Raw genomic sequence first — 14,119 nt, forward strand, 5'->3', positions numbered from 1 at the left:
GTCGTGTCCAGTTCCCTGATTTTAAATGGATTGCGATGCTTTTTCTTTTCGTTGTTATCACATAAGGGGCACATGATAACGGAGATACGCATTTCAGGGAAAGCAGCGATGGACGACTTATCGATCCTTATTCCGTTTCTGATTTTTATAACTGCTGTTTGAGCCGCATTTCGGAACGCCGCTCCCGCAACGTAGCGTAAATAAATGCCACGATGAAGATCGCAGTGAACAATACTACGATGGTTGGCGCAGGGGCGCTGTCGAGGAAAAACGACAGATAAACGCCGAGAAAAGAGGTGACGACCGACAGCGTGACCGCCAGCATCAGCGCGCGGGCAAAACGCCGCGTCAGCAAAATCGCAATCGCGCCAGGGGCGATTAACAGCGAGATGGAAAGAATAATCCCCACCGATTTCAGCGTTGCGACGATGGTCAACGCGATCATGCACAACAGGCCATAATGCAGCAGGGAGGTATTAAGGCCGCTGGCTTTTGCCTGGTGCGGATCGAAGGCATGCAGTAAAAAATCTTTCCATTTTAGCCCGATAATCAGCGCAATACCCAGCGCAATCAGCGCCGTTTGCAGAATATCGCTGATGGACACGCCCAGCATATCGCCGAACAGAATATGATCCAGATGGACTTCAGACTGGATAGAAACGTACAGCACCAGCCCTGCGCCAAACATTCCTGAGAAGACGATTCCCATGATGGTATCGCGCTTAATACGGCTGTTATCGTCGAGATAGCCGGTGGCAACCGCGCAGAACAGCCCGGCAATAAACGCGCCGATGGCCAGCGGAATACCGGCGATATAGGCCAGCACAATGCCGGGGAACACGGCATGACTCATGGCGTCGCCCATTAACGCCCAGCCTTTCAGCACCAGAAACACCGACAATAACGCGCAGGGGATCGCCACAATTGCCGAGACCATGAGCGCGTTGATCATAAAATCAAACTGGAAGGGTTCCAGTAAGGCGGTTAAGCGCATGGGGTCTCCTTATTCAGGCGCGCACGACGGCGGTTGGCAAGCAGGCCGTGTTTCGGGGCGAAGATAAACGCCAGCAGAAACAATAGCGTTTGCAGGACGACGATGATCCCGCCGGTCGCACCATCCAGCCAGTAGCTGAGCCAGGCGCCGAAAAAGCTGGTCAGGCTGCCGATGGCGACGGCGATGGTTAACAGGCGCGGAAAACGATCGGTCAGCAGCCAGGCGGTGGCGCCAGGCGTGACCACCAGACAGATCACCAGAAAAGCGCCGACGGTTTGCAGAGCGGCGACGGTGGAGACCGACAGCAACGTGAAAAACAGCAGCTTCAGCCGGGCGGGGTTAAGCCCAATCGATCGCGCATGGTTTTCGTCGAAAAAAGTCACCATCAGATCTTTCCACTTCAGCAGCAAAATCACCAGAGAGACCGTGCCGATGATCGCCAGTTGCAGAATATCTTCCGGCGCAATAGCCAGCACGTTGCCGAGGATAATGGTCTGGATGTTGACCGACATCGGATTGAGCGAAACCATAAACAGCCCGATGCCAAAGAAAGAGGAGAAGATAAGACCGATAATCGCGTCTTCCTTCAGTCGTGAACGCTGGTTGAGAAAAAGCATGCTGCCCGCCGCCAGGCCGCCGGAGAGAAACGCGCCGAGAGAGAAGGGCAGCCCCAGCATATATGCGCCCGCCACGCCGGGGACGATGGAGTGGGAAAGCGCGTCGCCAATCAGCGACCAGCCTTTAAGCATCAGATAGCAGGAGAGAAAGGCGCACAGGCCGCCGACCATTGCCGAGACCCACATGGCGTTGAGCATGTACTGGTAGCTGAACGGTTCCACAAGCCAGTTCATGATGATTCTCCTCCGCCTGCCGCGCGCCGTGAGATAAAGGGACGCTCGTCGTCGGTGATGATATGCTCCTCGCCGCCGCTCAGCGCCACATGACGCAATACGCCGCTGAACGCCAGTTCGAGGTTTTCAGCGGTGAAGGTGGTTTCCGTCGGGCCGCTCGCCAGTACGGTACCTTTGATCATCACCGTGTAATCGCAAAACTCCGTTACCGAGCCGAGGTTATGCGTTGAAACCAGCATGGTGCGGCCTTCATCGCGCAGCTCGCGCAACAGGGCAATAATGCGGGCTTCGGTTTTCACGTCAACGCCGGTAAAAGGCTCATCCAGAAGAATAACCTGCCCGTCCTGGGCGATGGCTCTGGCCAGAAAGACGCGTTTTTTCTGCCCGCCGGAAAGCTCGCCAATCTGTCGATAGCGATATTCCAGCATGTCCACCCGCGCCAACGCGGCGTCCACGCTTTCACGATCGCGCGCGCTGGGGCGGCGCAGCCACCCCATATGGCCGTAGCGCCCCATCATCACCACATCTTCCACCAGTACCGGAAACGACCAGTCCACCTCTTCAGATTGCGGGACATAGGCGATCAGATTCTGTTTCAACGCTTTGTTGACGGGCTGTTGCAGGATGGCGATTTCTCCCTTCGCCAGTCGGACAAACCCCATCAATGCCTTAAACAGCGTCGATTTCCCTGAACCGTTGACGCCAACCAGCGCGGCAATCGAGCCGCCAGGCACCTGAAACGTTGTGTCCCGCAGGGCAGTGTGACCATTGCGATACGTCACCGTGACGCGATCAACGGTAATCGCAGATTGACTCATTTCTGGCTCCTCAGCCCGTCAGTGATGCCGCTGACGATGGTTTCAGTTGTGACGCGCAGCAGATCCAGATACGTCGGCACCGGACCGTCGGCAGCGCTCAGAGAATCAACATATAGCACACCGCCGTAGTGCGCGCCGGATTCACGCGCGACCTGGCGGGCCGGTTTATCGGAAACGGTACTTTCGCTGAACACCGCCGGGATGTGATGTTCCCTGATCGCGTCGATCACTTTGCGTACCTGCTTAGGCGTGCCTTGCTGATCGGCGTTGATCGGCCAGAGGTACAGCTCTTTCAGGTCGTTATCGCGCGCCAGATAGGAAAATGCGCCTTCACTGGTCACCAGCCAGCGCTTGTCGGCAGGAATCTTCGCCAGCGCGTCGCGTAGTGGATCGAGCGTCTGGCGGATTTGGGCTTTATAGTTTTCGGCGTTTTTCTGGTACGTCGCGGCGTTATCTGGATCGTATTTCACCAGCGCATCGCGAATGTTATCCACGTAAATCAGCGCATTTTCCGCCGACATCCAGGCGTGCGGGTTGGGTTTGCCGTTATACGGCCCTTCGGTAATGCCCATCGGCTTCACGCCGTTGGATACCGTAACTTCCGGCACGCCGGATAAGTGCTGGTAGAACCGGGCGAACCACAGCTCCAGGTTCAGGCCGTTAGAGAGGATCAGCTGCGCGCCCTGCGCCCGCTTAATGTCGCCGGGCGTCGGCTGATACTCGTGGATCTCCGCGCCAGGCTTCGTGATTGAACTAACGTCCGCCGCATCGCCCGCTACGTTTTTCGCCATGTCGGCGATGACGGTAAACGTTGTGATGACCTTAAATTTATCTTTTGCATAAGCAGGCGACAGCGCAAGCATCGCCAGCGCGCTGGCAAGGAGAATGGATTTCAGACGGAGCAAGTGCGGCATAGTATCCCTCATCATAATGCGGTTAATTATTCATCGAATATAGCCTTTGCTATGTTATATAGCACAAGGTATAGATAAATGAAAATAATTCTTATTTACGTAGGGCGCTAAGGATGTGTCACCTTAGGGTGATAGTCCTGAGAGAAGATAAGGTGTATTATTTATGCAACTTATTTGTGGAGGCATCATGTCCGGTAAGCGTATTGCTCGTGAAAAACTGACGATTAAAAAAATGATCGCGCTGTACGAGAGCCAGTGCCCGCAGGCCTCAAACGAGCAAGGTCATTACGATGCGCTGTTTGCCTATGCGCAAAAGCGGCTGGATAAGTGCGTGTTTGGCGAGGAAAAACCGGCCTGTAAGCAGTGTCCGGTGCACTGTTATCAGCCCGCGAAGCGTGAGGAGATGAAGCAGATCATGCGTTGGGCAGGCCCAAGAATGCTCTGGCGCCATCCGATTTTGACCATCCGTCACCTTATTGATGACAAACGCCCCGTCCCGGAGTTGCCGGAAAAGTATCAGCGCAAGAAATAAATGTGTCTTGCCGGATGGCGGGAGTTAATCGCAGTTGCGTAGGCCCGATAAGCGTTAGCGCCATCGGGCAACACCATTACGCTTTGGTCGCAATCAGAATCGCTGACGCCTTAATCAGCGCAATAACGCGACTGCCCTGCGCCAGTTTCATCTCTTCCTGACTCTCATTGGTGACAACGGCCACAATCTCAAAACCAGCGTCGGTTTTGATGTGTACAGTCGCGTTGACCGCGCCTTCCGTCACCTGAGATACGCTACCGGCAAACTGGTTGCGGGCGGAGAACTTCAGGCCGCAATCTTCGCTTGCCAGAGTAACCCAGGGGGCTTTAATCAAAGCAATGGCGTCTTTTCCGTTTGTCAGACCCAGCGCCTGCTGGCTGCTGTGAGTGACAATCGCCACCAGTTTTGCGCCGCCCGCCAGCGTCAGTTCAACTTCATCATTCACCGCACCCGTTGCGACTGCGCTAACCGTACCGGTCAGTTGATTACGTGCTGATACCGCCATACTGCCTCCTTTCGTTGAGATATCTGCCAGTATAGCCAGAGATGCTATACCAATGCATCTTTATCAATGCCTAATCGTTTCATGCGAGAGAGCAGGGTGGTGCGCTTCAGCCCCAGACGCTGCGCGGCGCCTTTTGGCCCCGCCACCACGCCATTTGTCTCTTTCAACACGCGCATAATGAGCTGAAATTCATCCTCGCCCTCCTGGGCGACTTCGGTGGCGACCGGCGGCGCGCCCGGCGTGAGCATTCCCATGTCCGGCAGCGAGAGTTGCAGCACGTTGCCCCGCGTCAGCAGAACGGCGCGCTCGACGACGTTTTCCAGCTCGCGGACGTTCCCCGGCCACTCCATATTGCTCAGCGTACGCAGCGTTTCGGCAGGAATACTGTTGATGTTGCGCCCCATCCGGCGGGCGATTTTAAAGGTGAAGGCTTTGACCAGCAGCGGAATGTCCTCCGGGCGCTCGCGCAGCGGCGGGAGCTGGATCGGAAAGACGTTCAGACGGTAATAGAGATCGTTGCGGAACTCACGATCGGCCACCATTTTTTTCAGATCGCGGTTGGTGGCGGCGATCAGCCTGACGTCCGTCTGGATCAGTTTATTGCTGCCCAGACGTTCAAATTCCTGCTCCTGGAGCACGCGCAGCAGTTTCGGCTGTAGCTCCAGCGGCATGTCGCCCACTTCATCAAGAAACAGCGAGCTTTTATCCGCCAGCTCAAAACGACCAATACGCTGCGCGCTGGCGCCGGTAAAGGCGCCGCGCTCGTGACCAAACAGATCGCTTTCCAGCAGCCCGGCGGGCATCGCCGCGCAATTCATCTTCACCATTCGCCGTGCGTTACGCCCGCTCAGATTATGAATCGCTCGGGCAATCAGCTCTTTACCGGTTCCTGTTTCACCGAGGATCAGGACGGTGCTGTCGCTTTGCGCCACCATCTCCACCTGTTTGAGCACGTTGTACATGGCTTCGCTGCGACCGATTATCTCGCCAAATTCGCTATCCACGTTATTGAGCTGCTCGGTAAGCGCCAGGTTCTCGTCGACCAGACGCTCTTTCAGCCGGTGAATTTCCTGATAGGCGAGGGCGTTGTCCACGGCAATCGCCACGCGTTCGGCAATCTGGCGCAGTAGTTTGAGGTTGGCGGTGGTAAACACTTTCTCTTCGCATTGCGCCAGCTTCAGCACGCCGAGCATTGTATTGCCGGACATCAGCGGCAGCAGACACAGGGTCTGTATCTGGTTGCCCCAGGTGTCGAACAGCATGCGTTCGTACGGCGCAAGCGTATCCCGCTCGTTCAGGTTAATCAGCAGCATCTCTTTGCTTTTGAAAACCCGTTCAGAGAGCGTTCCCGCTTCGTCCACTTCGCTTTGTTCATGCGCGGGATTATGTTCATCCAGATAATGTGTGGAATAGATGCTCAGCTTGTTTTTGCGGGAGCTGTGCAGGACGATGCTAATGGCATCGATATTAAAGTAGTGGTGGATCTCTTTCGCGACTTCGCTCACCAGTTCGTCGATGTCCAGCCGCGAAAGCACGGCATTGGTGATCGCCACCAGAATGCGGAAGTTGTCGCGCTCACGGCACAGGAGATCGTAGTCAACGTTATTGCTGACCCGACACTGAATTTGCTCAGCGACCACTGCGACAATCTGGGTGAAGGTTTGCAGACGTTCGTACTCTTTCTCGCTCCACGGCTGGTCGTTTTGGCGGATGAATTCGCAGCCGCCAAAAATGCGCCCTTCAGCGGCCAGCGGCAGCAAACAGTAGTGGCCAAACTCACCGTACAGCCCGCTTGTCGCCAGTTGCGGCCAGGTTTCGCTGAATTCGTGATGATTGCAGTGCAGCGCATCGGGGCGCGAGAGAATGCGCCGAACCGGGCCGTGTGCCAGCACGGTTTCGTCTTCATACGCGACAGGTTTACCATTTTCGCGAGTTGCATAATAACGCGCGCGTTGTGTCTGTGGCTGCCATAACACAATAGCCGCGCTGTCGGCCAGCGCTGAGCGCTTGACCAGTTGCGAAAGCGCTTCACTGAGCGACGCCAGGTCGGGCTGCTGCAATAATGTACGAGTGATGTCGAACAAACCTTGTTGTCCGAGATCGCTCATCGGTGTATACGACATGTTGCTTTTCCAGAAAAGCACCGCGATGCGGTGCGAAAACGGTAAATAAATTATAGATATAGGTAATATATTTTGGGTATCACCGCAGGCCTGTCCATCCGTAGGCCTGATAAGCGCAGCGCCATCAGGCACCTTTGCCGGATGGCGGCGTAAACGCCTTATCCGACCTACAAACTGCGTCGAACCGTAGGCCTGATAAGCGCAGCGCCATCAGGCGCTTTTGCCGGATGGCGGCGTAAACGCCTTATCCGACCTACAAACTGCGTCGAACCGTAGGCCTGATAAGCGCAGCGCCATCAGGCGCTTTTGCCGGATGGCGGCGTAAACGCCTTATCCGGCCGACAAACTGCGTTGAACCGTAGGCCTGATAAGCATAGCGCCATCAGGCGCTAGCATATACGCGGCAACGGTTCGGCGTGGGGTAAATCAAGGGTACGTTTCACGCCATACAGACCGGCCAGGCGAACGCCTCTGCGTTCAACCACCTCGCCGATCGGCGTCGCATCGCGGCCCAGCGGGTGCGCGCGCAGCGCGTCAAGCACAGCGTCTGCGGCCTGGCGCTCAACGGCGATCACCAGTTTGCCTTCATTGGCAAAGTTAAGCGCATCCAGCCCCAGCAGTTCGCAGACGCCGCGCACCGCCGGTTTGACCGGCAGCGCGGATTCAGACAACTCAATACCGAAGCCGCAGGCGGCGGCAAACTCATGGGCGACAGCATTCACGCCGCCGCGCGTCGCATCGCGTAAGGCTTTCACGCCTGGAATATCGCGCAGCGGCTGAATAAGCGGGGTTAATACCGCGCAGTCGCTGACCAGCTCGCCATCCAGCCCCAATTGTTCACGCAAATTGAGGATCGTTGCGCCATGATCGCCGAGCGTGCCGCTGACCAGCAGCACATCTCCCACGCTTAATGTCTGCGCCCCCCAGTGAATATTGGCGGGAATCGCCCCCATTCCGGCGGTGTTGATGAACAGCTTATCCGCCGCGCCGCGCTGAACGACTTTGGTATCACCGGTCACAATGGCGATACCGGCTTCGCGCGCGGTTGCCGCCATGCTGTTCACCACGCTTTTCAGCGTCTCCATCGGCAGACCTTCTTCGAGGATAAAGCCGCAGGAGAGATAACGCGGGATCGCACCGCTGACCGCCACGTCGTTGGCCGTGCCGCAAATCGCCAGTTTGCCGATATTGCCGCCGGGGAAAAACAGCGGGTCAATAACGTAGCTGTCGGTGGAGAAGGCCAGGCGGTCGCCTTCCGCCGCCAGTTGCGCCAGTTCAAGACGCGCCTGATCTTCCTGCTCAGCCAGCCACGGGTTGGCAAAAGCTTCCATAAACAGGCTGTTAATCAGCTGCTGCATGGCCAGACCGCCGCTGCCGTGGGCAAGTTGTACGCTGTTCATGCTTCACACTCCTGCTGACGATATTGATACCAGGCGGCGCATGCCCCCTCGGAGGAGACCATTAACGCGCCGAACGCCGTCTGCGGGTTACAGGTCGTGCCAAACAACGGGCACTGGTGCGGTTTGCACTTGCCGGTGAGCACTTCTCCGCAGCGCGCACGCGGATCGTCGCACACCTGTTGCGGCGCCGGGCGGAAGTGCGCTTCGGCGTCAAACCGCTGGTAGTCTGGCGTCAGGTGGACACCGGATGATTCAATCACGCCCAGCCCGCGCCATTCGCTGTCGCCGTTGACGCAAAACACCTCGGCGATAGCCTGTTGCGCCAGTAGATTACCGGCATCCGGCACCACGCGACGGTACTGATTCTCAACCTGGCTATGGGAGGCTATTTTCTGCTCAACCAGCATGACGACGCCTTGCAGTAGATCAAGCGGTTCGAATCCTGCCACCACCAGAGGACGATGGAAATCCGTCGCGATGAAGCTATAGGCGTCGGTGCCGATCACCATGCTGACGTGACCCGGCGCGAGAAACGCGTCAATTCCGTTATCCGGCTGCTCCAGCAGGCTGCGCAGCGTTGGAATAAGCGTGATGTGCTGGCAGAAAAAGTAAAAGTTCTGCACGTTGCGAAGCTTCGCCTGTTGCAGCGTGATGGCGGTGGTCGGCATGGTGGTTTCAAATCCCAGACCGAAGAAAACGACTTTGCGCGTTGGGTTTTCCTGCGCCAGTTTCAGGGCATCCATTGGTGAATAAACAATGCGGATATCTGCGCCACGGGCTTTGGCCTGCAATAGCGAACCCTGTTTCCCCGGTACGCGTATGGCATCGCCAAAGGTGCAGAAAATCACCTCAGGATGGCTGGCGATCTCCACGCAGCTGTCAATTCTGCCCATCGGCAGCACGCACACCGGGCAGCCGGGGCCGTGGATAAACTCCACGTTGTCGGGCAGCAGCTGGTCGAGGCCGAACTTGAAGATGGCGTGCGTATGACCGCCGCACACTTCCATGATGCGCAGCGGACGTTCGGCGGTATAAGGGAGATGCGCGGCACGTTCACGCAGGTGATCAATCAACTGCATTACCTGTTCCGGCGCGCGATATTCGTCAACAAAACGCATTATTTTTCCTCGCCATACAACAAAGCGCCGACGTCCGGTTCGACATCAAACATGTTTTGCAGCGCGTCGAGGGTGTCGCGCGCTTCCGCTTCGTTAATCACACTCATGGCAAAACCAACGTGAACCAGCACCCACTGGCCCAGACGCGGCTCACCGCTCTCATCGCAACTGCCAACCAGCGTCAGGTCGACATCGCGCTGGATGCCGCAGACATCGACTTTCGCCTGATTGCCGTCAATGGAGCGAATTTGCCCCGGAACGCCTATGCACATCGCTGTGCCTCCAGCCAGTTCAGCCACCGATCCATCCCTTCGCCGCTGGTGGCGGAGATGAGGATGATCTCAATGTCAGGATTGACTTCCCGGGCGCTGGCGATGCACTTCTCAACGTCAAAATTGAGGTATGGCAGCAGATCGACTTTGTTCAGGAGCATGAGCGAAGCGGCGGCGAACATATGCGGGTATTTCAGCGGCTTGTCTTCGCCTTCCGTGACGGAAAGCACTGCCACTTTATGGCGCTCGCCGAGGTCAAAGCTGGCCGGGCAGACAAGGTTGCCGACGTTTTCGATAAACAGAATACCGTTGTCGGCCAGCGGCAGACGCGGAGCGGCATCGGCAATCATTTGCGCATCAAGATGGCAGCCTTTGCCGGTGTTGACCTGAATAGCGGGCGTACCGGTCGCGCGGATGCGGGCGGCGTCGTTGACCGTTTGCTGGTCGCCTTCAATCACCGCGCACGGCACACTGTCTTTTAACTTCATCAGCGTTTCGGTCAGCAGGGTGGTTTTACCGGAACCGGGGCTGGAGACAAGGTTGAGCACCAGATGCTGGCGGGCGGCGAAGCGGGCGCGGTTGCGCTCGGCCAGACGGTTGTTTTTGTCCAGCACGTCAATTTCGACTTCCAGCATCCGGCGCTGGCTCATACCCGGCGCATGGGTTCCCGCTTCTCCATGACCGTAGTGCAGATCGCCTTCTGCGGTCTGGCTCGGGGTAAAGGCGGATGTCTTCACACCGGTGATGTTCAGCGCCGGGCGAGCCGCCGGGGCAAAAGGCGCGCTACGAAACGCCGAATGGGGATTATGCTCATCTCCCTCTATATAAAGGTTGCCTTCACCGCAACCGCATGTCGTACACATCGCTCACTCCTGATCTCTATCTTGCGGTAAATCTATTGCCGGATGGCGGCTTTACTTTATGCAGCCTACAACTCAGGCCATTCCTGTCGGCCGGATAAGACGCTCAGGCGTCGCTATCCGGCGTTGGATTACTGTCTATTTCAATTCGGCGAATCTGCAACCCGTCATCGGCCACAATGCGTAACGTGTCGCTCTGGCATTGCGGACAACGGCGCACACGCTGCGTCAGTAACGTGACGTACTGCTGACAAGACTCGCACCAGCATTCGGCTTCTTGTTCTTCGAGGTGGAGTTTACAACCTTCCGCCAGGGTGCCACGGCATACCAGATCAAAACAAAAGGCGAGAGCGCTGGTTTCTACGCAAGAAAATGCGCCAATTTTGAGCCAGACCCCAGTTACCCGTTTTGCACCGTGCGCTGCGGCCTGTTGTTCAATTAATTCCAGTGCCCGTTGGCAGAGAGTTATTTCGTGCATATCGCCTCCCGAATTCATTGCCCTGAACAAGCAATAAATATGCCAGTTATTTTTCCCTTGCTTGTGACAATGACGACGATGACGAAATGACATGTCGTCACGGCGTCGAACGTGATGGCTGTTTTTGTATCATCATGAAAAATAAAGGTTTAAAAACTGGCATGGAAAATGCTTAAGGCTGGCTATCTCTGCTAACCGGGTAACCTGACATGACTATTTGGGAAATAAGCGAAAAGGCTGATTACATCGCGCAGCGGCATCATCGCCTGCTGGACCAGTGGCGAATCTACTGCAACTCACTGGTTCAGGGGATCACCTTATCAAAAGCGCGTCTGCATCACGCCATGAGCTGTGCGCCGGACAAAGATCTGTGCTTTGTGCTTTTCGAGCACTTCACGATTTACGTCACCCTGGCGGACGGCTTTAACAGCCACACCATCGAGTATTACGTCGAAACCAAAGACGGTGAAGATAAGCAGTTGATTGCACAAGCGCAATTGACCATTGACGGCCTCGTTGATGAGAAGGTCAGTAACCGCGATCGCGAGCAGGTGCTGGAGCACTATCTCGAAAAAATCGCCAGCGTTTACGACAGCCTGTACACCGCCGTGGAAAACAATCGCCCGGTGAATTTACGTCAACTGGTAAAGGGAAATAGCCCGGCGGCATAAGCACGAGGCGCTGCCCGTTGTTACTCGCGGCGTGCGCTTCACGCTGCATATGAATGTTTGAGGGGATGGGAATGTCGATAAGTGTCGAAAATGACATTTTTCAGACATGTTTTCGTCAAAAATGACTATCACCTGAGGAATGCCTGGTGAATCGTTTTGTAATTGCTGACTCCACGCTCTGTATTGGCTGCCACACTTGTGAAGCAGCCTGTTCAGAGACGCATCGCCAGCACGGCCTGCAATCAATGCCGCGGCTGAAAGTGATGCTCAATGAAAAAGAATCCGCGCCGCAGTTGTGTCACCACTGTGAAGATGCGCCCTGTGCCGTGGTGTGCCCGGTAAACGCCATCAATCGGGTAGACGGCGCCGTACAGCTGAATGAAAGCCTGTGCGTAAGCTGCAAGCTGTGTGGCATTGCCTGTCCGTTCGGCGCGATTGAATTTTCCGGCAGCCGTCCGCTGCATATTCCGGCGAATGCCAATTCACCGAAAGCCCCGCCGGCACCTCCCGCGCCGGCACGCGTCAGTACGCTGCTGGACTGGGTGCCGGGCGTGCGCGCCATCGCGGTCAAATGCGATCTGTGCAGCTTCGACGAACAAGGCCCGGCCTGCGTGCGGATGTGTCCGACCAACGCGTTACACCTGGTGAATAACATGGATATCGCCCGCGCCAGCAAGCGCAAACGTGAGCTGACCTTCAACACCGATTTTGGCGATCTCACCTTGTTTCAGCAGGCGCAAAGTGGGGAGGCAAAATGAACGCAATTTCACTGATCAATAGCGGTGTGGCCTGGTTCGCGGCGGCGGCCGTACTGGCATTTCTGTTTTCCTTTCATAAAGCGCTGAGCGGCTGGGTCGCCGGTGTCGGCGGCGCGGTCGGCAGTCTGTATACCGCGGCGGCGGGTTTTTCCGTCCTGGTGAATGCGACAGCGGTCAGCGGCGTGATGCCGTTGATCGGTCATGGTTTACAAATCACCCCGCTGAACGCCATCTGGCTGATTACGCTGGGGCTGTGCGGGCTGTTCGTCAGCCTGTACAACATCGACTGGCATCGTCACCCACAGGTGTTAGCCAACGGGCTGCTGGTAAACCTGCTGATGGCGGCGGCAGTTTGCGCGGTCGTCGCCAGCAATCTCGGCACGCTGGTGGTGATGGCGGAAATCATGGCGCTGTGCGCGGTGTTTCTTACCGGTTGCAGCAAAGAGGGCAAACTGTGGTTTGCGCTGGGGCGTATCGGTACGCTGCTGCTGGCTGTCGCCTGCTGGCTGGTGTGGCAGCGTTACGGCACGCTGGAGCTGCGTCTGCTCGATCTGCGCGCCCAGGCGTTGCCGCTTGGTTCTGACATCTGGCTGCTCGGCGTAGTCGGTTTTGGTCTGCTGGCCGGGATTATCCCGCTGCACGGTTGGGTGCCGCAGGCGCATGCCAACGCCAGCGCGCCGGCGGCGGCCCTGTTCTCTACCGTGGTGATGAAAATGGGTCTGCTGGGCATTCTCTCTTTATCGCTGATTGGCGGCAATGCGCCGCTGTGGTGGGGCGTTCTGCTGCTGGTGCTCGGCATGATCACCGCGTTTGTCGGCGGTCTGTATGCGCTGATGGAACATAACATTCAGCGTCTGCTGGCGTACCACACTCTGGAAAACATCGGCATTATCCTGCTCGGTCTGGGCGCGGGCGTCACCGGTATTGCCCTTAATCAACCGGCGCTGATTGCGCTCGGCCTGACCGGTGGTCTCTATCATCTGGTCAACCATAGCCTGTTCAAAAGCGTGCTGTTTTTGGGCGCGGGCAGCATTTGGTTCCGTACCGGGCACCGCGACATCGAAAAACTGGGCGGTATTGGTAAACGTATGCCGGTGATTTCTGTCGCGATGTTGATTGGCCTGATGGCGATGGCCGCGCTGCCGCCGCTGAACGGGTTTGCCGGTGAGTGGGTTATCTATCAGTCCTTCTTCAAGCTGGGCAACAGCGGCGCGTTCATTGGCCGTCTGTTAGGGCCGTTGCTGGCCGTGGGGCTGGCGATTACCGGTGCACTGGCGGTGATGTGTATGGCGAAAGTCTATGGCGTCACTTTCCTCGGCGCGCCGCGTACCAAAGAGGCGGAAAACGCCTGCTGTGCGCCAATCCTGATGGGGGTGAGCGTCGTCGCGCTGGCCATTTGCTGCGTGCTGGGCGGCGTTGCCGCGCCGTGGCTGCTGCCGCTGATCTCCGCTGCCGTGCCTCTGCCGCTGGAGACGGCGAATACCACCGTTTCTCAGCCGATGATTGCGCTGCTGCTGATCGCCTGTCCGCTGCTGCCGTTCATCATCATGGCGATTTTCAAAGGCAACCGTCTGCCGTCGCGTTCACGCGGCGCGGCCTGGGTCTGTGGCTACGACCACGAGCAGTCGATGGTGATTACCGCCCACGGTTTCGCCATGCCGGTGAAAGAGGCCTTTGCCCCGGTACTTAAGTTGCGTAAATGGCTTAACCCGGTATCGCTGGTTCCGGGCTGGCAGAATGCGGCGGCACCGGTTCTGTTCCGCCGCCTGGCGCTGATTGAGCTGGCGGTGCTGGTGGTGATTGTGGTTTCACGAGGAGCCTGAGA

General features: G+C 57.0%; 15 protein-coding genes. 4 read left to right on the plus strand and 11 right to left on the minus strand.

Annotated features, from left to right (window positions below; translation table 11 throughout):
* Positions 1–145 precede the first annotated feature (145 nt).
* From sitD to sitA, 4 genes are read right to left on the minus strand one after another with little or no spacing between them, the layout of a single operon-like run.
* On the minus strand, positions 146–994 hold the full coding sequence (gene sitD / locus OGX84_RS22500) for an iron/manganese ABC transporter permease subunit SitD (RefSeq protein WP_058668012.1): 849 nt from the start codon (positions 992–994) through the stop codon (positions 146–148).
* Positions 985–1,845, minus strand: a complete 861-nt coding sequence (gene sitC / locus OGX84_RS22505; RefSeq protein WP_286458415.1) for an iron/manganese ABC transporter permease subunit SitC — start codon at positions 1,843–1,845, stop codon at positions 985–987. The genes sitD and sitC overlap by 10 nt, the downstream gene beginning before the upstream one ends.
* On the minus strand, positions 1,842–2,663 hold the full coding sequence (sitB, locus tag OGX84_RS22510) for an iron/manganese ABC transporter ATP-binding protein SitB (protein ID WP_058668011.1): 822 nt from the start codon (positions 2,661–2,663) through the stop codon (positions 1,842–1,844). Before sitB ends, sitC begins: the two co-directional genes overlap by 4 nt.
* The gene (gene sitA, locus OGX84_RS22515; protein WP_047461652.1) at positions 2,660–3,577 is read right to left on the minus strand and encodes an iron/manganese ABC transporter substrate-binding protein SitA; all 918 of its coding nucleotides are present in this window, start codon (positions 3,575–3,577) and stop codon (positions 2,660–2,662) included. The genes sitB and sitA overlap by 4 nt, the downstream gene beginning before the upstream one ends.
* A gap of 187 nt (positions 3,578–3,764) precedes the next feature.
* On the opposite strand from sitA, the gene OGX84_RS22520 reads away from it, so the two are divergent.
* Positions 3,765–4,109, plus strand: coding sequence for a nitrous oxide-stimulated promoter family protein (locus OGX84_RS22520; RefSeq protein ID WP_024130896.1), 345 nt, complete (start codon positions 3,765–3,767; stop codon positions 4,107–4,109).
* A 76-nt stretch (positions 4,110–4,185) separates the two neighbouring features.
* Here the strand turns inward: OGX84_RS22520 and OGX84_RS22525 are convergent, their stop codons facing one another.
* The 7 genes from OGX84_RS22525 to hypA all read right to left on the minus strand — a co-directional run bounded on the left by OGX84_RS22525 (position 4,186) and on the right by hypA (position 10,865).
* Entirely contained in the window at positions 4,186–4,614 is a 429-nt protein-coding gene (locus OGX84_RS22525; protein WP_012134844.1) for a TOBE domain-containing protein, read from the minus strand.
* Positions 4,615–4,658: 44 nt separating this feature from the next.
* Positions 4,659–6,737, minus strand: a complete 2,079-nt coding sequence (flhA, locus tag OGX84_RS22530; protein ID WP_115181229.1) for a formate hydrogenlyase transcriptional activator FlhA — start codon at positions 6,735–6,737, stop codon at positions 4,659–4,661.
* A gap of 389 nt (positions 6,738–7,126) precedes the next feature.
* Positions 7,127–8,137, minus strand: a complete 1,011-nt coding sequence (gene hypE / locus OGX84_RS22535; protein WP_012134842.1) for a hydrogenase expression/formation protein HypE — start codon at positions 8,135–8,137, stop codon at positions 7,127–7,129.
* Positions 8,134–9,255 carry a hydrogenase formation protein HypD gene (hypD, locus tag OGX84_RS22540; RefSeq protein WP_012134841.1) on the minus strand — a complete coding sequence of 374 codons (1,122 nt, stop codon included), beginning with the start codon at positions 9,253–9,255 and terminating at the stop codon, positions 8,134–8,136. The genes hypE and hypD overlap by 4 nt, the downstream gene beginning before the upstream one ends.
* Positions 9,255–9,527, minus strand: a complete 273-nt coding sequence (gene hypC, locus OGX84_RS22545) for a hydrogenase 3 maturation protein HypC (RefSeq protein ID WP_047461662.1) — start codon at positions 9,525–9,527, stop codon at positions 9,255–9,257. The genes hypD and hypC overlap by 1 nt, the downstream gene beginning before the upstream one ends.
* Entirely contained in the window at positions 9,518–10,390 is an 873-nt protein-coding gene (hypB, locus tag OGX84_RS22550) for a hydrogenase nickel incorporation protein HypB (protein ID WP_012134839.1), read from the minus strand. Before hypB ends, hypC begins: the two co-directional genes overlap by 10 nt.
* Positions 10,391–10,493: 103 nt before the next feature.
* Entirely contained in the window at positions 10,494–10,865 is a 372-nt protein-coding gene (hypA, locus tag OGX84_RS22555) for a hydrogenase maturation nickel metallochaperone HypA (protein ID WP_024130894.1), read from the minus strand.
* A 209-nt stretch (positions 10,866–11,074) separates the two neighbouring features.
* Here hypA and hycA point away from each other — a divergent pair, with 209 nt between their 5' ends.
* The 3 genes from hycA (at position 11,075) to hycC (ending at position 14,117) form a co-directional block, all read left to right on the plus strand.
* Positions 11,075–11,536 carry a formate hydrogenlyase regulator HycA gene (hycA, locus tag OGX84_RS22560; RefSeq protein WP_012134837.1) on the plus strand — a complete coding sequence of 154 codons (462 nt, stop codon included), beginning with the start codon at positions 11,075–11,077 and terminating at the stop codon, positions 11,534–11,536.
* Between the two features lie 146 nt (positions 11,537–11,682).
* Positions 11,683–12,294: a formate hydrogenlyase subunit HycB gene (gene hycB / locus OGX84_RS22565; RefSeq protein WP_047461668.1), complete on the plus strand. Its 612-nt coding sequence runs from the start codon at positions 11,683–11,685 to the stop codon at positions 12,292–12,294.
* Positions 12,291–14,117 (plus strand): formate hydrogenlyase subunit 3, encoded by a 1,827-nt coding sequence (hycC, locus tag OGX84_RS22570; RefSeq protein ID WP_114848663.1) that lies wholly within the window; start codon positions 12,291–12,293, stop codon positions 14,115–14,117. Before hycB ends, hycC begins: the two co-directional genes overlap by 4 nt.
* Positions 14,118–14,119: the final 2 nt, after the last annotated feature.

The sequence above is a fragment of the Citrobacter sp. CK202 genome, assembly GCF_030333225.1.
GTDB lineage: Bacteria > Pseudomonadota > Gammaproteobacteria > Enterobacterales > Enterobacteriaceae > Citrobacter_B > Citrobacter_B koseri.

Bases quoted from the DNA above. Each gene is read 5' to 3' on its own strand.
- sitD (WP_058668012.1), bottom strand. From the start codon at position 994: ATGCGCTTAACCGCCTTACTGGAACCCTTCCAGTTTGATTTTATGATC.
- sitC (WP_286458415.1), bottom strand. From the start codon at position 1,845: ATGAACTGGCTTGTGGAACCGTTCAGCTACCAGTACATGCTCAACGCC.
- sitB (WP_058668011.1), bottom strand. From the start codon at position 2,663: ATGAGTCAATCTGCGATTACCGTTGATCGCGTCACGGTGACGTATCGC.
- sitA (WP_047461652.1), bottom strand. From the start codon at position 3,577: ATGCCGCACTTGCTCCGTCTGAAATCCATTCTCCTTGCCAGCGCGCTG.
- OGX84_RS22520 (WP_024130896.1), top strand. From the start codon at position 3,765: ATGTCCGGTAAGCGTATTGCTCGTGAAAAACTGACGATTAAAAAAATG.
- OGX84_RS22525 (WP_012134844.1), bottom strand. From the start codon at position 4,614: ATGGCGGTATCAGCACGTAATCAACTGACCGGTACGGTTAGCGCAGTC.
- flhA (WP_115181229.1), bottom strand. From the start codon at position 6,737: ATGTCGTATACACCGATGAGCGATCTCGGACAACAAGGTTTGTTCGAC.
- hypE (WP_012134842.1), bottom strand. From the start codon at position 8,137: ATGAACAGCGTACAACTTGCCCACGGCAGCGGCGGTCTGGCCATGCAG.
- hypD (WP_012134841.1), bottom strand. From the start codon at position 9,255: ATGCGTTTTGTTGACGAATATCGCGCGCCGGAACAGGTAATGCAGTTG.
- hypC (WP_047461662.1), bottom strand. From the start codon at position 9,527: ATGTGCATAGGCGTTCCGGGGCAAATTCGCTCCATTGACGGCAATCAG.
- hypB (WP_012134839.1), bottom strand. From the start codon at position 10,390: ATGTGTACGACATGCGGTTGCGGTGAAGGCAACCTTTATATAGAGGGA.
- hypA (WP_024130894.1), bottom strand. From the start codon at position 10,865: ATGCACGAAATAACTCTCTGCCAACGGGCACTGGAATTAATTGAACAA.
- hycA (WP_012134837.1), top strand. From the start codon at position 11,075: ATGACTATTTGGGAAATAAGCGAAAAGGCTGATTACATCGCGCAGCGG.
- hycC (WP_114848663.1), top strand. From the start codon at position 12,291: ATGAACGCAATTTCACTGATCAATAGCGGTGTGGCCTGGTTCGCGGCG.